Raw genomic sequence first — 16,335 nt, forward strand, 5'->3', positions numbered from 1 at the left:
GACACCGCCTTTGGCCTTGTCTAAAAGCGTTGCGCCGGCAGAGAAGGCTATTTGCGGCCTGACCCGGTCCTATTTCCGATTGGATGAACATGAGCGGCGTCAACGAGATCAGGTCGAAATTTTTGGACTATTTTGCCGAGAACGGCCACGAGATCGTGCCGTCGTCGCCGCTGGTGCCGCGCAACGACCCGACCTTGATGTTCACGGCGGCCGGTATGGTGCAGTTCAAGAACGTCTTCACCGGCATCGAGAAGCGCGCCTATCAGCGCGCTACGACGTCGCAGAAATGCGTCCGCGCCGGCGGCAAGCACAACGACCTCGACAATGTCGGCTACACCGCGCGCCATCTCACGTTCTTCGAGATGCTCGGCAATTTCTCGTTCGGCGATTACTTCAAGGAGCGTGCGATCGAGCTCGCCTGGAACCTGGTCACCAAGGGTTTCGGGCTGAACAAGGACAAGCTGCTCGTCACCATCTACCACGACGACGACGAGGCGGCGCGCTACTGGAAGAAGATCGCCGGCTTCTCCGACGACCGCATCATCCGCATCGCGACATCAGACAATTTCTGGGCCGCGGGCGATACCGGTCCCTGCGGTCCATGCTCCGAGATCTTTATCGACCGCGGCGAGCACATCTGGGGCGGGCCTCCGGGCAGCCCGGAGGAGGACGGCGATCGCTTCCTCGAATTCTGGAACCTGGTCTTCATGCAGTTCGATCAGGTGACGAAGGAGGAGCGCGTGCCGCTGCCGCGTCCCTCGATCGACACCGGCCTCGGGCTGGAGCGCATGGCCTGCATCCTGCAGGGCGTCGAGAGCGTCTTCGAAACCGATCTGTTCCGTCACCTGATCGATTCCACCGCGTCCGCGCTCGGGCACGGACCGGAGGAGCAGAACGTGGCGTCGTTCCGCGTGATCGCGGATCATCTGCGCGCATCGTCGTTCCTGATTGCTGACGGCGTGCTGCCCTCGAACGAAGGCCGCGGCTATGTGCTGCGCCGGATCATGCGCCGCGCGATGCGCCACGGGCAGTTGCTCGGCGCGCGCGATCCGCTGATGCATCGTCTCGTTTCGGCGCTGGTGCGCGAGATGGGCCAGGCCTATCCGGATCTGGTGCGAGGCGAAAAGCTGATCGAGGAAACGCTGCGGCTGGAAGAGACGCGCTTCCGCAAGACGCTCGAGCGCGGCCTGTCGATCCTCGACGAGAAGAGCAGTTCGCTGAAGAAGGGCGACATGTTCGACGGCGATACCGCCTTCACGCTGTACGACACCTACGGTTTCCCGCTCGATCTGACCCAGGATGCATTGAAGTCGCGCGGCATCAGCGTCGATCTCGCCTCGTTCACCGATGCGATGGAAAAGCAGAAAGAGAAGGCGCGTGCGTCGTGGGCGGGATCGGGCGATACCGCGAGCGAGACCGTCTGGTTTCCGCTGCGCGAAAAACTCGGCGCCACCGAGTTCCTCGGTTATGAAACCGAGAGCGCCGAGGGCGTGGTTTCCGCGCTGGTGAAGGACGGCAAGGATGCCGACAGCCTCAAGACCGGCGAGACAGGATCGATCGTTCTCAACCAGACGCCGTTTTATGCCGAGTCCGGCGGCCAGGTCGGCGACACCGGCGTGATGATCGGCAAGGACGTCAAGTTCCGCGTCACCGATACGCAGAAGCGGGCCGGCGATCTATTCGTGCATCTGGGCACGGTGGAGCAGGGCACGCTGAAGGTCGGCACCGCCTTGCAGCTCGAGGTCGACCATATCAGGCGCTCCTCGATCCGGGCGCATCACTCGGCGACGCATCTGCTGCATGAGGCGCTGCGCCAGGTGCTCGGCGACCACATCGCCCAGCGCGGCTCGCTGGTGGCGCCCGATCGCTTGCGATTCGATTTCGTGCACCAGAAGCCGATCACGGCGGAAGAACTCGCGCGCATCGAGGATATCGCCAACGAGGTGGTGCTGGAGAATGACGAAGTCACGACGCGCCTGATGGCGGTAGACGACGCCCGCGAGGCCGGGGCGCGCGCGCTGTTCGGCGAAAAATATGGCGATGAGGTGCGCGTGGTGTCGATGGGCAAGCAGGCCCGCGAGCAGGGCCAGAACACGCTCGGCTGGTCGGTGGAATTGTGCGGCGGCACACATGTGCGCCGTACCGGCGACATCGGCCTCATTTCAGTGACCGGCGAAAGCGCGGTTGCCTCCGGCGTCCGCCGCATCGAGGCGCTGACCGGACGTCATGCGCGCAAGCACGCCAACGACACCATGCAGCTTGCGAGGAATGCGGCCGGCGAACTGCGCACCTCGGTCGAAGAGATGCCGGCGCGCATTGCCGCGCTGGTGGAAGAGCGCAAGAAGCTCGAGCGCGACCTGTCGGATGCGCGCAAGAAGCTCGCGATGGGCGGCGGCGGAGGCAATGGCGCTGCGGCTGCCAGCGGCGTGCGCGAAGTCGGCAACGTCAAGCTCCTGGCGCGTGCGGTCGAAGGCGTCGAGACCAAGGATCTCAAGAGTCTCGTCGACGACGGCAAGAAGCAGATTGGCTCCGGCGTGGTTGCGATCGTCGGCGTCACCGAGGATGGCAAGGCCGGCGTGGTGGTCGGCGTCACCGCCGACCTGACCTCGCGCTTCAGCGCGGTCGATCTGGTCAAGATCGCCTCGGCGACGCTCGGCGGCAAGGGCGGCGGCGGGCGGCCCGACATGGCGCAAGCCGGCGGGCCCGACGGCGCCAAGGCGGATGCGGCGTTGTCGGCGATCGAAAAGGCGATGGCGGGCGCATAGTTGGTTACGACAATGCGCAGCGGCACGAGCGCAGGCCGGCGTTCGCCGTGCATGGAGGCGAGAATGAGGAGCACGCGATTTGCGTTGGGTTGCGTTTTCGCGTTTGGCTTGATCAGTGCTGCCTGCGCTCTGGAAACGTCCGCTCCGCTCTCAACGGTGCCGGGGACTCCACAAACAGCGCACAGCCACAACGGGCTCCGTATCGCGCAAGCCGATACTTCGAAGAAGTGTGATGCTGGCTTCTATTGGACCTGCTCCAAGTCCGGCTGCTGGTGCCAGCGGAAGGGACAAGTGTACTAGGCTCCCTCCTCAGCCCTTGCGCAGGAACACATAGTCCGCCGAGTAAGGCACGTTGAGGAAGCTGCCGACGGTCTCGCATGCGCCTTCGTGCTTGCCGCCTTTGGTGTTGATCCGCTGCACCGTGGTAACATCGGCGAGGACGCCGCTGCCGCGCCGGGATGTCACTTCGAGCTTCAGCCAAGGGATGTCGTTTGCGGTCGCGCCGGGGGCGTTGCCGGCGACCTTGGCGGCCACCGCGCTGCTGTCGCTGTGTTCCCAATTCGGTCCGGCGTAGTGGCGGCCGACGGTCTTGCCATCGGCGAGCAGCGTCGCGATCGGTTCGCGGAACGACCAGATCGCCTTGCCGTCGGCGCCGGCTTTGCATTCGTAGACCTGCGCGCCTTCGGCATGCAGGGTCACTACGACGCTTTGGCCTGGTGCGCCGATGGCTTCGGGAAGCGGTTCGGCGGCGCGTGTGGTCGCTGAACTCGCAAGCAGCAGGAGGGTAATCGCGGCAATCCGAAGAGGAGGCATGGCGATACTCCGAACTCGTCATGGCGAGAAGCGGAAGCTTCGCTCGCCATGACGTTGATAGTCTTGCCGATGACGAGGCGGCTTACTTCGCTGCCATCGCCTTGGTGAGGTTCTCCGCGACCTTGTCGAGGAAGCCGGTCGTGGAAAGCCAGCGCTGGTCGGCGCCGACCAGGAGCGCAAGGTCCTTGGTCATGTAGCCGGCCTCGACGGTATCGACGCAAACCTTCTCCAGCGTGTTGGCAAACTTCGCCAGTTCCTCGTTGTTGTCGAGCTTGGCGCGGTGCGACAGGCCGCGGGTCCAGGCGAAGATCGAGGCGATCGAGTTGGTCGAGGTTTCCTTGCCCTTCTGGTGCTCGCGGTAGTGCCGCGTCACCGTGCCATGCGCGGCCTCGGCTTCCACGGTGTCGCCGTCCGGCGTCATCAGCACCGAGGTCATCAGGCCGAGCGAGCCATAGCCCTGCGCCACCGTGTCGGACTGCACGTCGCCGTCGTAGTTCTTGCAGGCCCAGACATAGCCGCCGGACCACTTCATCGCCGCCGCCACCATGTCGTCGATCAGGCGGTGTTCATAGGTGATCTTCTTCGCCTCGAACTTGGCCTTGAATTCCTTGTCGTAGATGTCCTGGAAGATGTCCTTGAACCGCCCGTCATAGGTTTTCAGGATGGTGTTCTTGGTCGAGAGATAGACCGAGTAGCTCTTGGCGAGGCCCTGGTTGAACGAGGCGCGGGCGAAATCGGCGATCGAGTCGTCGAGATTGTACATCGCAAGCGCAATGCCGGCGCCCGGTGACTTGTAGACTTCGCGCTCGATCACCTGGCCGTCGTCGCCGACGAATTTCATCGTCAGCGTGCCCTTGCCGGGGAACTTGAAATCAGTGGCGCGGTACTGGTCGCCGAAGGCGTGACGGCCGATGATGATCGGCTTGGTCCAGCCGGGCACCAGGCGCGGCACGTTCTTGCAGATGATGGGTTCGCGGAACACCACGCCGCCGAGGATGTTGCGGATGGTGCCGTTGGGCGACTTCCACATTTCCTTGAGGCCGAATTCCTTCACCCGGGCTTCGTCCGGGGTGATGGTGGCGCATTTGACGCCGACGCCGACCTTCTTGATGGCGTTGGCGGCGTCGATCGTGACCTGGTCATTGGTCTTGTCGCGGTATTCCATCCCAAGGTCGAAATACATCAGGTTCACGTCAAGGAACGGGTTGATCAGCTTGTCCTTGATGTACTGCCAGATGATCCGGGTCATCTCGTCGCCATCGAGTTCGACGACGGGGTTGGTCACCTTGATTTTTGCCATGACGGAGGGGGCCTTTTTTGGAAAACCGCGCGTTTAGCGGCGGATGGGATGGTGGTGCCGTCGCTATAGCATCCGAAAACGCGGGCTGGAAGGCGATTGGCGGTGCGGATATGGCTGGTTTTCAGGCGAGCCCGAAACGCCGTTCCAGCCAGCTTCGCGCCTTGCCGGGTGGCATGGCGCGGATCACGGCGGCGGCGCTGCGGTTCTGCCGGTGCTGGATCTCGGCGATGTGCAGATAGAGCCGGGCGGCACGCCAGCTGCGGTCCGGATGGCAAAGCTCCAGAATTCTGCGCCACACCGCATTGGCATGGCTGGGATGCTCCGCGAAGCAGGCGCCCCAGAGAATCTCAAGCGCGTAGGCCTTCGATGCGTGGGGCTCAATTCGAGAGGCCAGATCAAGGCACTTTTTGAGTTCGCGCTCGGCAAAGACAAGCTTGAACGCTACGCCGATCGGCCACGCCATCACGGCCACCGTGCCATAGGCGTCATGGCATGATGGCGCCTCACGCGCGGCCTCTTCCAGGATAGACAGGGCCGCGCTTGGGTCCGCGTATTCCGCAACCGAGGCGAGAGCCTGAACGCGATACCACGCATCGGGGCAGCCGCGCGCCGCCTGCAGCGCCTTGGCGGTGTCGCTCGGCGCCAGCTGTCCCGCCCGCTGACGTCCGATCAGGGACGCATGTGAAGGCCTGGGCGTATGCGGACGGCGCTGTTGCTGCGAAGACATGAAGCTTTGTCGCGGTGCGCGCGGACGCGGTTCGCAGCAAGATTTCCCTCAGAACGCTGCCTGCGTCGCTGTTCCCGCCACCACATACCAGGTCACGAACAGGCCGCAGATCAGGGCGCCGGGCAGGCTGGAGCCGGTCCGCCGCCAGGTGAAGGTCGCGACCACGGCGCAGATCGCCAGTAGCGGCACGAACTGGATGGCGACGATGGTCGACAGCGGCACGAAGCCGGGATCTGGCAGCGGGTTGAACAGCTTTCCGGTCAACCAAAGCGTGCCGTATTGTAATACCAGCAGCACGATGAAGCCCAGCGTCAGCGCCAGGATGTTGGTGAGGTAAAGCCCGGCACGCCCCGCCGCCATGGTCGAGAAATTCCGGTGCAGCACATGCAGCGCCACCACGAAGAAGGCCGTGAACGGCACCAGGTAGATCAGGAAAATCATCGCTTGCTTGGCGCTCATCAGCTTCATCGCCACGATCCAGAACCGGAAGTCGATCTTGAAGGCGAGATCGGCCAGCCACAGCGCCGCATAACCGATCGCAACGGTGGCGACCGCGATGATGACCGACTGGCCGACAATACCGGCCCGGCTGGCCCGCTTGGGCGCGAACGGCATCAGGGCCAGCGTGATCAGGGCATTGATGACGGCCCAGACCATGATCTGGTTGGTAATCCCCTGCGGCAGCCAAGCCGACGGTTTTACAAAAGTGCCCGCCAGAGCGAAGGCTGGATAGTAGGTCAGCGCCGGGATGAACGCGGTCAGGATGAAGGCGGTGGTCCAGCGCCGGCCGTCTGCCGCCGAATGTGCCGGCATGGTGCCGTCGGCGATCTCGGGCAGCCGCAGGCGGGAATACATTTTGGCTTCCAGCAGGGCGTCGAAGGCCCCGATCAGGAGGGCGACAAAGCCGAGCAGGGCGATCAGCGTGCCGATTTCCTTGCGGAACCAGATCTGGTCGTCGACCGGCAGCGGCGTGCCGCCCTTCAACGTCTTGGCGAACCAGTCGAGGCTGTAGCCGATCGCTTCATGGGAGATGTGCTCGGCCGGGTGGGTGATGGCGGGGGTGTAGAGCACCCGCGCGGTTCCCTGGGCGATGTCGCCATAGACCTTGCCGGGCTCGACCGGTCCCTGGGTGCCGAACATCGCCCACAGCTTTGGGCTCTGGGCGACGTCGCGGGCCCGATCGACGCCCCACATCAGGGTCGAAAATTCCTCGTATTGGGCGAACACGAGCGCCGTGTTCCGCGGCCAGGTCGGGGTGCCGTCGGCGGCGAACGGCTTGCCGGTCGAGGAGCCCTCCAGCACCATCGACTTGTAGTCGTTGGGCATGGCTGTCGCCGCCGCCAGCACGGTCCAGCCACCCATCGAATGACCCTCGAGGCCGATATTGGTCTTGTCCACGAAGTCGAGGCTGCGCAGGTAAGCCAGCCCGTCCGGACCACCAAAACCGTTGGCGAAGGCGGGCGGGTCGCTATAGCCGTGACCGGTCTGGTCGAGGGCGAGGACCACATAGCCGCGGCGGGCGAACTCGATGGCAAAGCCGTCCTGGGTCTCGCGCGAATTGATGTAGCCATGGACCGCCAGAATCCCCGGCGCCGGAATCTGGGGCGTGGCGTTCGCGGGGATGTAGAGCAGGGCACTCATGGTGTTGCCCTTGGCGCCCTTGAACCTGACGTCCTGAATGCGGATACCGCCGGAGGTCTGGGTCAAATGGGCCAGCAGTCCGCCGGCCAGAATGAGGAGGAAACCGACAATCGCCAACGACCATCTGCCGCGCATGGACGTCTCCTCTTTTGGCCTCAGCCGTTGAACCGGCCGCCTGTTTGTTTGCAGCTTCGCTTTGAGTGTGATTGTTAGCCTATCCGAAAGCCGTGCGCGTACAAGCCGCGAGCGATCAAGCCCAATTCAGGCTTTGACCGAACTTTCGGAAACGCTACTAAGCCCGTTATCTGGCTTGAGAATTCTGGCCGCTGTTGTGGCCGGTCATCGAGACATGGAATGAGGTTTTGAATCAGGTGCTTCGCATCCTGATTCAAAACCTTCAGAAGTTGAATCAGCTTCTGAGCTTGAATCAGAAAGTGACGCGAGAAATGTCCGGGTCTGGGACTGATAAAACCAAGTCTGGTTTGGACTTAGCCGGACCTGTTGTGATCCTCGTCGAACCACAGCTCGGCGAGAATATCGGCATGGCCGCGCGAGCGATGGGCAACTTCGCTCTTTCCCGTTTAAGAATCGTGAATCCGCGCGACGGCTGGCCGAACGTCGCAGCGCAACGCGCGGCGGCGGGTGCCGACCAGATTCTGGAGAGCGCCGAATTGTTCGACACGGTCGAGCAGGCGGTCGCGGATCTGACGCTGTTGTTTGCGACCACCGCCCGCGCGCACGACCAGGCCAAGCCGGTGGTGGCACCATCAGATGCCGCGGTCGAGATTGTCGCTCATGTTGCCAACCGGGTCGCTGGCGGGGTCGGCATCCTGTTCGGGCGCGAGCGATACGGCCTGCAGAACGAGGAGGTCGCGCTCGCCAACCGGATCATCACCTTCCCGGTCAACCCCGGTTTTGCTTCCCTCAATCTGGCGCAGGCGGTGCTCCTGATCGGCTACGAGTGGTTCAAGCTGTCGACCGGCGGGGCGCTGCCGTTCGCGATGCCCGAAAGGTCCGAGCCGGCCTCCCAGCATCAGATGCAGGCCTTCTTCGACAACCTCGTTCGGGAGCTCGACCGGGTCGAGTTCCTGCGCCCGGCCGAGAAGAGGGACACCATGCTGGTCAACCTGCGCAACATCTTTACCCGGATGGACCCGACCAAGCAGGACATGCACACCCTCCACGGGGTTGTCATGGCGATCGCCGAGGGGCGCAAGGGTCCGGCCAAGGGCGGCGTGCTCGACGGCGAACAGGCGACCCGGTTGCGGGCGCTGCTGGCCGAACATAGCCAGGCCGCAGCCCCCTCCGAAAACGGAACCGTCCGCGGGCTGGCCCGGTTGCTGCGCCGGAATCCGACCGACGCCGAGCGGATGCTGTGGCAGGCGCTGACCCGGGACCGCCGGTTCGCTGGCCAGTTCAAACGCCAGACCCCGGTCGGCCGCCACATCCCGGACTTCGTCTCCTTCGTGCACCGGATCGCGATCGAGCTGGTCAACCCGACCGAGTCGGAGGCGATCGTCGCCGACCGCGCCGCGCGGCGGAGCTGGCTCGAGGCCCGCGACTACCGGGTGATCGAGATGCGGGTGGCGGACGTGGAGAGGGACCTTGACGCCGAGTTGGGGCGGCTGGAGGGCGCGATCTCCAGTTCGACTTGACCGTTGTCGTTGTCGTTGCCGGGACCGCGCGCATACACGCGAGCAGGGTACGAAACAACCGAAGGCTGTGACAACGATGCGCTCGATTGCTATTGTCCCCGGCGTGAATTCCGCCTGGGGGCATGATGCCGAAGAGTAAATACCGCGCGCTGGTCGGCGCGGCGACAATTTTGATGACGCTGATCGGTGCGTCGCATGTGTCAATTTCGAGTGTCCGCGCGGAATTGCCCCCGGCGGCGAAGTGCAACGGCGGTGCTGTCAGCCTGGACGATCGCATTGCGGCTTGCACGGCCGTGATCGAAGCGGCGACGGCCATGATGCCACACGTGATCGTTGCACACTTTCAGCGCGCCCGGCTTTATCTCGAGAAGGGAGAGGCGGACCGGGGGATCGCCGACTACAGTCGGATACTCGAACACGATCCGAACAATATGCGTGCCCGTCTTGGCAGAGCATCTGCCTACAGCGGGAAGCGCGACCTGGACGCAGCGTTCGCCGATTACGCGAAGGCCGTCGAACTCAATCCAAAAGATGTTTACGTCTATCTGGGACGGGCTAGCGCCTATCTGGCCAAGGGAGACATTGACGGCGCGATCGCCGACTATGGCCGCGTCCTTCAGCTTCATCCCGAAAATTTCACCGCATTTGTCAACCGTGCCTACGCCTACACTCTCAAGGACGAGCCGGACCGCGCCACGGCTGACTGCAATCGTGCGATCGCGATCAGCCCGGAGCACCACATCGGTCGATACTGCCGCGGCCAGGCTCACATGGCCAAGGGCAACATTGACCTTGCATTGGCCGAATTCAATCAGGCCATTCAGCTCAATCCAAGGGATACCCGGTCCTATGCTTTCCGTGCCAACGTCCTTGGCGCCCGAGGGGACCTCGAACAGGCGCTGAACAGTATCAAGCAGGCAATCGAACTTGCCCCGAACGATTTCCGTCCCCATCGCTGGAAAGGGTTCATCCACTTTCAGGCCGGGATGTTGTCGGAAGCCTTCGATGATCTCGGCCGAGCGTACGAGCTGAATCAGAAGGATCCCTATACGCAGCTGTGGCTCGATCTCGTGCGGCAGAAGAGTGGCCAACCGAGCCAGCTTAATGAGATCGCCAGGCAGCTTGACATGTCGCGATGGCCGGCTCCGATCGTCCGCCTATTTCTGGGCGAGATGGAGCCGGAGGCCGTGCTCGCGGCCGCGGACGATGCCAACGCTCGGAAAAAAAGAGAACAGGTCTGTGAAGTAAATTTCTACTCGGGCGAATTGGCACTGCTGCGAGGCGCAAGAGAAGAGGCCAAGCGGCTTTTCCAGTTCGCCGCCGCTGAATGCCCCAAAGACTTTATTGAGTGGCAAGCCGCCAACGCTGAGCTCAAAGCAATCGGGACGGCCCCGTGATTGGTGCTCAACTTACCGCGATCCAGATCGCCTCTAGCTGGCGCCGCCAAGCCGGAGGACTATCTCGCGAGCTTCAAGATCAGGAAGTCATCGTAAACGCCGTGGACCTTGTAGCGCGCGGGGCCGAAATCCCGAGCGCCTTCATGCGCGACGCCAGCGTGGTCGGCTTGAGGTCGAGCAGCTCGGCGGCGCCGCCGGCGCCGAACACCTTGCCGTTGCAGGCGGCAAGGGCGGCCAGGATGTTGGCGCGCTCGTGATCGCGCATCTCGGCTGACGTCATGACGGCCGGCCGCACGTCGCTCTTCTGGCGGCTGGCGCTGGCCGGCGAATGCGCGCCAATATTATCCGGCAGGTCGATCCGCAGCCGTCCATTCTGCGACAAGATCGCCGCGCGCTCGATCACGTTCTGCAGTTCGCGGACATTGCCCGGCCAGTCGTAACGCTGCAGCCGCCGCGCATCGCCCTCCGACAAGCGCAAATCGGACTTCAGCTCGTTGCTCTCGCTCATCAGGAAGTGCTGGGCCAGCAGCGGAATGTCTTCGCGGCGGTCGCGCAGCGGGACTGACTCCACCGGAAACACGTTGAGGCGGAAATACAGATCCTCGCGAAACCGGCCGCGCTGCACTTCCTGCTTCAGGTTCCGGTTGGTGGCGGCGATCACGCGCACATCGACGGTGCGGGTGCGCTCCTCGCCGACACGCTCGAAATTGCCCTCCTGCAGCACACGCAGCAGCTTGCCCTGCAGTTCCAGCGGGATTTCGCCGACCTCGTCGAGAAACAGCGTGCCGCCATCGGCGAGCTCGAACCTTCCGATGCGGTCGCGCACCGCACCGGTGAAGGCGCCTTTGACGTGCCCGAAGAATTCACTCTCGAACAATTCGCGCGGGATCGCCGCGCAATTGACGCGGATCAGCGGCCGGTCGCGGCGGTTGCTGGCTTCATGAATGGCGCGCGCGATCAATTCCTTGCCGGTGCCGGATTCGCCGGTGATCATGACGGCGGCTGTGGTCGGTGCGACCAGTTTAACCTGGCGCAGCGTCTTCTGGATCGCCTCGCTCTGGCCGATGATGCCGCGCGGGTTGGTCTCGATCCGGATTTCCTCCTGCAGATAGGCGTTTTCCAGCTCCAGCCGCTCGCGCAGCCGGTCGACTTCGGCAAGCGCGGCGTGCAGTTTTTCGTCGGCCTCGCGGCGGTGGCTGACGTCGCGAAACACGATCACGGCGCCGACCACCGTGCCGCGGTCGCGGATCGGCGTCGAGGTGTACTCGACCCAGACCGGCGAGCCGTTCTTGCGCCAGAACACCTCGCCATCGACGTTGTGGACCGCGCCGTCGCGAAACGCCGCATAGATCGGACAATCCTCATCGGGGTAATGACTGCCGTCATGGTGGCTGTGGTGAACGATCGGATGAATGGCCTTGCCGACCAGTTCCTCGGCGGTCCATCCCAGCATCCTTTCTGCGGCCGGATTGACGAAGGTGGTCTTGCCTTCGGCGTTGACGCCGTAGATGCCTTCGCCGGCGGCGCGCAGGATCAACTGGTTCTCGCGCTCGATGTCCTGGAACACGCGCTCGACGCGCTGCCAGGCGGCGAGCCCGCCGCGCATATGGTCCTCGGCGGTGGCATCGACATAGCGGCGGCGGCGCTGTTCGAGATCGCTCATCGTGAGCAGGATCAGCGCGCGTCCATCATGCGGCAGCATCGATCCCGTATATTCCAGCCGCAGCTTCTGGCTGGTGGCGTGACGCGGCGTCAGTGTGTTGGTCCAGTAGGCACCCTTGTCGAGCACCGCCTGGCTGAACACGATCAGCGCAGGCACTTGCCCGGCATGCAGCGCGCTGAATTTGGTTTCCCGCAGCAGCGTGCGGTCGTAGCCGAGCAGGGTGCAGGCGGCGGGATTGGCATCGATGATTTCGTCGGTGTCGGGGTCGAGCAGCAACGTCGGCTCGACCAGATAGTCGAAGGTGAGGGTGCGCAGATCGATGTCGCGCGCCGTTGCGGCATGCAAATGCGGCGTCGTTTCCATGTTCGCCAACTCCGAGAATTCGTAATTCGACTACGATTTTTCGTGTATCACGAATTCTCGTAATCGCCAACAATCCAGCTAAACAGCTGCATTAATTCGGCAAACGCGGCCAAATGGGGCTGGCACACTCCTTGCGTAATTGATCTCAGCGTCACGCAGGAGGTTTCATGTCCACGTTCGACAATCCGTTCGATCCCGCCCGCCGACTCCATGCCCAGGGTTGCAGCTGCGGCAGGCACGTTAGCGATGCCGAACATGATGCCGCCGCGCAGCTTGCGCTGCAGCCGGCAGTGGCGGCTTCCGAAGAGGCCCGCTTTGAGAACGTGGTCGCATCCGCCGTGATGCGCGCGATGTTTCCGCAGGATGTGGCGCGCCGCGCTTTCCTGAAATCGGTGGGAGCGGCGACCGCCGCCGCCGCGCTGTCGCAGTTCTTCCCACTCAAAACCGCGACCGAGGCCTTCGCGCAAGGTGGGCCGCTGGAGAAGAAGGACCTCAAGGTCGGCTTCATTCCGATCACCTGCGCGACGCCGATCATCATGGCGGCGCCGATGGGGTTTTACTCCAAGAACGGCCTCAACGTCGAAGTCATCAAGACCGCCGGCTGGGCCGTCATTCGCGACAAGACCATCAACAAGGAATACGACGCAGCCCACATGCTGTCGCCGATGCCGCTCGCGATCACGATGGGCGTCGGCTCCAATCCGTTGCCCTACACGATGCCGGCGGTCGAGAACATCAACGGCCAGGCCATCACGCTCGCGGTCAAGCACAAGGACAGACGCGATCCGAAGACCTGGAAGGGTTTTAAATTCGCCGTTCCGTTCGACTACTCCATGCACAATTATCTGCTGCGCTATTATCTCGCCGAGCACGGCATCGATCCGGATGCCGACGTGCAGATCCGCGCGGTGCCGCCGCCGGAAATGGTTGCCAACCTGCGCGCCGACAATATCGACGGCTTCCTCGGCCCCGATCCGATGAACCAGCGGGCGGTCTATGACGGCGTCGGCTTCATCCACATCCTGACCAAGGATATCTGGGAGGGGCATCCCTGCTGCGCCTTTGCCGCATCGAAGGAATTCATCACCTCGATGCCGAACACCTACAGCGCGCTGCTCAAATCGATCATCGAAGCCACTGCGTTTGCGCACAAGGCCGAGAACCGCAAGCAGATCGCGGAGGCCATCGCGCCCGCGAATTATTTGAACCAGCCGCAGATCGTGCTGGAGCAGATTCTCACCGGCACGTTTGCTGATGGCCTTGGCAATGTCGTGACCCAGCCGAACCGCGTCGATTTCGATCCGTTCCCCTGGCAGTCCTTTGCGATCTGGATCATGACGCAGATGAAGCGTTGGGGGCAGCTCAAGGGCGACGTCGACTATGCCGGCATCGCGGCGCAAGTCTATCTCGCCACCGACGCCACCAGGCTGATGAAAGAGGCGGGGCTGACGCCGCCGACCACCACCACCAAGAGTTTTTCGGTGATGGGCAAGACCTTCGATCCGGCCAAGCCCGAGGATTACCTCGCCAGCTTCAAGATCAGGAAGGCTTCGTGATGGCGCTCGATCAATCGTCGTTGTCGTCCCGGCGAAGGCCGGGACCCCAGCGCGAGCGCAAATTGCGCTCGTCGCGGCGCCGTGTCGCCTCGATTGGGCATGATGTCAGCGACCTTCTTTCATCACCACCGCCGCGGAGTATGGGTCCCGGCCTTCGCCGGGACGACGTGTTGAGAGATTTCGCCCGATGACATCATCTCTTCGTTTCCGCGCGGCGATCGTGTCGATCGTGCTGTTCGCCGCGTTCCTCGGCATCTGGCACATTTCGACGCGCGGCACCGGCACCGTCGCCAACATGACGCCGGAATACGCCAAGCTGATGGGGCTGACCGCGACCGCCGGCAAGTCGGCGATGCCGGGACCGCTCGATGTCGGCGCCAAGCTGTGGGAACACCTGAAGAGCCCGTTCTACGACAACGGGCCGAATGACAAGGGGCTCGGAATTCAGCTCGGCTATTCCATCGCCCGCGTCGCCCTCGGATATTTCCTGGCTGTGATCGTCGCGATACCGCTCGGCTTCCTGATCGGCATGTCGCCGCTGTTCAGCAAGGCGCTCGACCCGTTCATCCAGGTGCTGAAGCCGATCTCGCCGCTGGCCTGGATGCCGCTCGCGCTCTACACCATCAAGGATTCCAGCATTTCCGCGATTTTCGTGATCTTCATTTGCTCGGTATGGCCGATGCTGCTCAACACCAGCTTTGGCGTCGCGGCCGTACGCAAGGAATGGATCAACGTCGCCCGCACGCTCGAAGTCGGGACCGTGCGCCGCGCCTTCACGGTGATCCTGCCGGCGGCGGCGCCGACCATTCTCACGGGCATGCGGATATCGATCGGCATCGCCTGGCTCGTGATCGTCGCGGCCGAAATGTTGGTCGGCGGCACCGGCATCGGCTACTTCGTCTGGAACGAATGGAACAACCTCTCGATCACCAATGTCATCATCGCGATCCTGCTGATCGGCATCGTCGGCATGCTGCTCGACCAGATCCTTGCGCGGTTCACGCGCATGGTCACGTTCCCGGAGTAGAGCGATGACCGACAAGTTCATCTCGATCGAGGGCATCGCGCGGCGTTATCCCGGCGCCGATGGCGGCCAGATCAGCGTGTTCGAGGATCTCTGGCTGTCGATGTCGCGCGGCGAATTCGGCTGCGTGATCGGCCATTCCGGCTGCGGCAAGACCACCGTGCTGAACATCCTCGCCGGCCTCGATGAGCCCAGCGAGGGCGCCGTCATCGTCGACGGGCAGGCGATCGAAGGCACCAGCCTCGACCGCGCCGTGATCTTCCAGAGCCACGCGCTGCTGCCGTGGCGCACGGTGCTCGGCAATGTCTCTTATGCCGTCACCTCGAAATGGCGCAACTGGGACCGCGCCAAGGTGAAGGCGCATGCGCAGAAGTTCATCGATCTGGTCGGGTTGACCGGCTCCGAGCACAAGCGCCCGTCGGAATTGTCTGGCGGCATGAAGCAGCGCGTCGGTATCGCACGCGCGCTTTCGATCACCCCGAAGATCATGCTGATGGACGAGCCGTTTTCGGCGCTCGATGCGCTGACGCGCGGCACGCTGCAGGACGAGGTGCGGCGCATTTGCCTGGAGACCGGGCAGACCGCGTTCATGATCACGCATGACGTGGATGAAGCGATCTATCTCGCCGACAAGATTTTCCTGATGACCAACGGCCCCGGCGCGGTGCTCGCCGAGATCGTGGAAAATCCGCTGCCAAAGGACCGCGGCCGCATCGATCTGCACCGCCATCCCTATTACTACGCGCTGCGCAATCACATCGTCGATTTCCTGGTCAGCCGCAGCAAGACCTTTGCGGCCACGGTAACCAACCACGATCCGCGCAACGTGCCGATCGTGCGGCCGGGCCTGAGCGAGCCGACCATCGTCGCGTCGCCGAAAATGATCGAGACCAGCCCGGCTCAGACGATCGCCCGTTAACATTCACCAGGAGACGAGACATGAAACGCGAAGACCTCACCGAAAAGCTGCTCGACATCAAGCGCGAGAAGGGTTGGAGCTGGAAGCACATCTGCGAACAGATCGGCGGCTATTCCGAAGTGCTGATCGTCGGCGCCATCCTCGGCCAGATGAAGCTGACAAAACCGCAGGCGGCGAACGCCGGCGAACTGTTCGGGCTGTCGAAGTCGGAAGTAGCGATGCTGAACGAAGTGCCGATGCGCGGCACCGGCACGCCGATGCCGCCGACCGATCCCCTGATCTATCGCTTCTACGAAATGGTGCTGGTCAACGGCCCGGCGTGGAAGGCGCTGATCGAGGAGGAATTCGGTGACGGCATCATGTCGGCGATCGACTTCGACATGGCGATGGAGCGCGTCGCCAATCCGAAGGGCGACCGCGTCAAGATCACGATGTCCGGAAAATTCCTGCCTTACAAATACTACGGCGCCAGCGGCAATGTGCCGGAGTATGGGTTCAAGGAAGGCTGAACC

12 protein-coding genes are annotated in these 16,335 nt (G+C 63.2%); 7 read left to right on the top strand and 5 right to left on the bottom strand.

Going from position 1 to position 16,335, the window contains the following annotated elements; translation table 11 throughout:
• Positions 1-89 precede the first annotated feature (89 nt).
• Positions 90-2,765 carry an alanine--tRNA ligase gene (gene alaS / locus JQ611_RS22390; protein WP_212466619.1) on the top strand — a complete coding sequence of 892 codons (2,676 nt, stop codon included), beginning with the start codon at positions 90-92 and terminating at the stop codon, positions 2,763-2,765.
• A 309-nt stretch (positions 2,766-3,074) separates the two neighbouring features.
• Here the strand turns inward: alaS and JQ611_RS22395 are convergent, their stop codons facing one another.
• The 4 genes from JQ611_RS22395 to JQ611_RS22410 all read right to left on the bottom strand — a co-directional run bounded on the left by JQ611_RS22395 (position 3,075) and on the right by JQ611_RS22410 (position 7,381).
• Positions 3,075-3,578, bottom strand: coding sequence for a DUF3455 domain-containing protein (locus JQ611_RS22395; protein WP_212387122.1), 504 nt, complete (start codon positions 3,576-3,578; stop codon positions 3,075-3,077).
• A gap of 82 nt (positions 3,579-3,660) precedes the next feature.
• Positions 3,661-4,878, bottom strand: coding sequence for an NADP-dependent isocitrate dehydrogenase (locus JQ611_RS22400; RefSeq protein WP_212264367.1), 1,218 nt, complete (start codon positions 4,876-4,878; stop codon positions 3,661-3,663).
• A 121-nt stretch (positions 4,879-4,999) separates the two neighbouring features.
• Positions 5,000-5,605: a hypothetical protein gene (locus JQ611_RS22405; protein WP_212466620.1), complete on the bottom strand. Its 606-nt coding sequence runs from the start codon at positions 5,603-5,605 to the stop codon at positions 5,000-5,002.
• A 48-nt stretch (positions 5,606-5,653) separates the two neighbouring features.
• Positions 5,654-7,381, bottom strand: coding sequence for a S9 family peptidase (locus JQ611_RS22410; RefSeq protein WP_212466621.1), 1,728 nt, complete (start codon positions 7,379-7,381; stop codon positions 5,654-5,656).
• A 311-nt stretch (positions 7,382-7,692) separates the two neighbouring features.
• On the opposite strand from JQ611_RS22410, the gene JQ611_RS22415 reads away from it, so the two are divergent.
• Complete coding sequence (locus tag JQ611_RS22415) at positions 7,693-8,901, top strand: TrmJ/YjtD family RNA methyltransferase (protein WP_212466643.1); 1,209 nt, start codon at positions 7,693-7,695, stop codon at positions 8,899-8,901.
• Between the two features lie 125 nt (positions 8,902-9,026).
• Positions 9,027-10,298 (top strand): tetratricopeptide repeat protein, encoded by a 1,272-nt coding sequence (locus JQ611_RS22420; RefSeq protein ID WP_212264370.1) that lies wholly within the window; start codon positions 9,027-9,029, stop codon positions 10,296-10,298.
• Between the two features lie 79 nt (positions 10,299-10,377).
• On the opposite strand, the gene JQ611_RS22425 is transcribed toward JQ611_RS22420, so the two are convergent.
• Positions 10,378-12,324: a sigma 54-interacting transcriptional regulator gene (locus JQ611_RS22425; RefSeq protein ID WP_212466622.1), complete on the bottom strand. Its 1,947-nt coding sequence runs from the start codon at positions 12,322-12,324 to the stop codon at positions 10,378-10,380.
• A gap of 167 nt (positions 12,325-12,491) precedes the next feature.
• On the opposite strand from JQ611_RS22425, the gene JQ611_RS22430 reads away from it, so the two are divergent.
• The 4 genes from JQ611_RS22430 (at position 12,492) to cynS (ending at position 16,332) form a co-directional block, all read left to right on the top strand.
• On the top strand, positions 12,492-13,880 hold the full coding sequence (locus JQ611_RS22430; RefSeq protein WP_212466623.1) for a CmpA/NrtA family ABC transporter substrate-binding protein: 1,389 nt from the start codon (positions 12,492-12,494) through the stop codon (positions 13,878-13,880).
• 187 nt (positions 13,881-14,067) lie between these two features.
• The gene (ntrB, locus tag JQ611_RS22435; protein ID WP_212264373.1) at positions 14,068-14,907 is read left to right on the top strand and encodes a nitrate ABC transporter permease; all 840 of its coding nucleotides are present in this window, start codon (positions 14,068-14,070) and stop codon (positions 14,905-14,907) included.
• Positions 14,908-14,911: 4 nt separating this feature from the next.
• Complete coding sequence (locus JQ611_RS22440; RefSeq protein ID WP_212264374.1) at positions 14,912-15,823, top strand: ABC transporter ATP-binding protein; 912 nt, start codon at positions 14,912-14,914, stop codon at positions 15,821-15,823.
• A 20-nt stretch (positions 15,824-15,843) separates the two neighbouring features.
• The gene (gene cynS / locus JQ611_RS22445) at positions 15,844-16,332 is read left to right on the top strand and encodes a cyanase (RefSeq protein ID WP_212413637.1); all 489 of its coding nucleotides are present in this window, start codon (positions 15,844-15,846) and stop codon (positions 16,330-16,332) included.
• Positions 16,333-16,335: the final 3 nt, after the last annotated feature.

Origin of the sequence: Bradyrhizobium sp. AUGA SZCCT0182 (assembly GCF_018130185.1) — a bacterium.
Classification (GTDB): domain Bacteria; phylum Pseudomonadota; class Alphaproteobacteria; order Rhizobiales; family Xanthobacteraceae; genus Bradyrhizobium.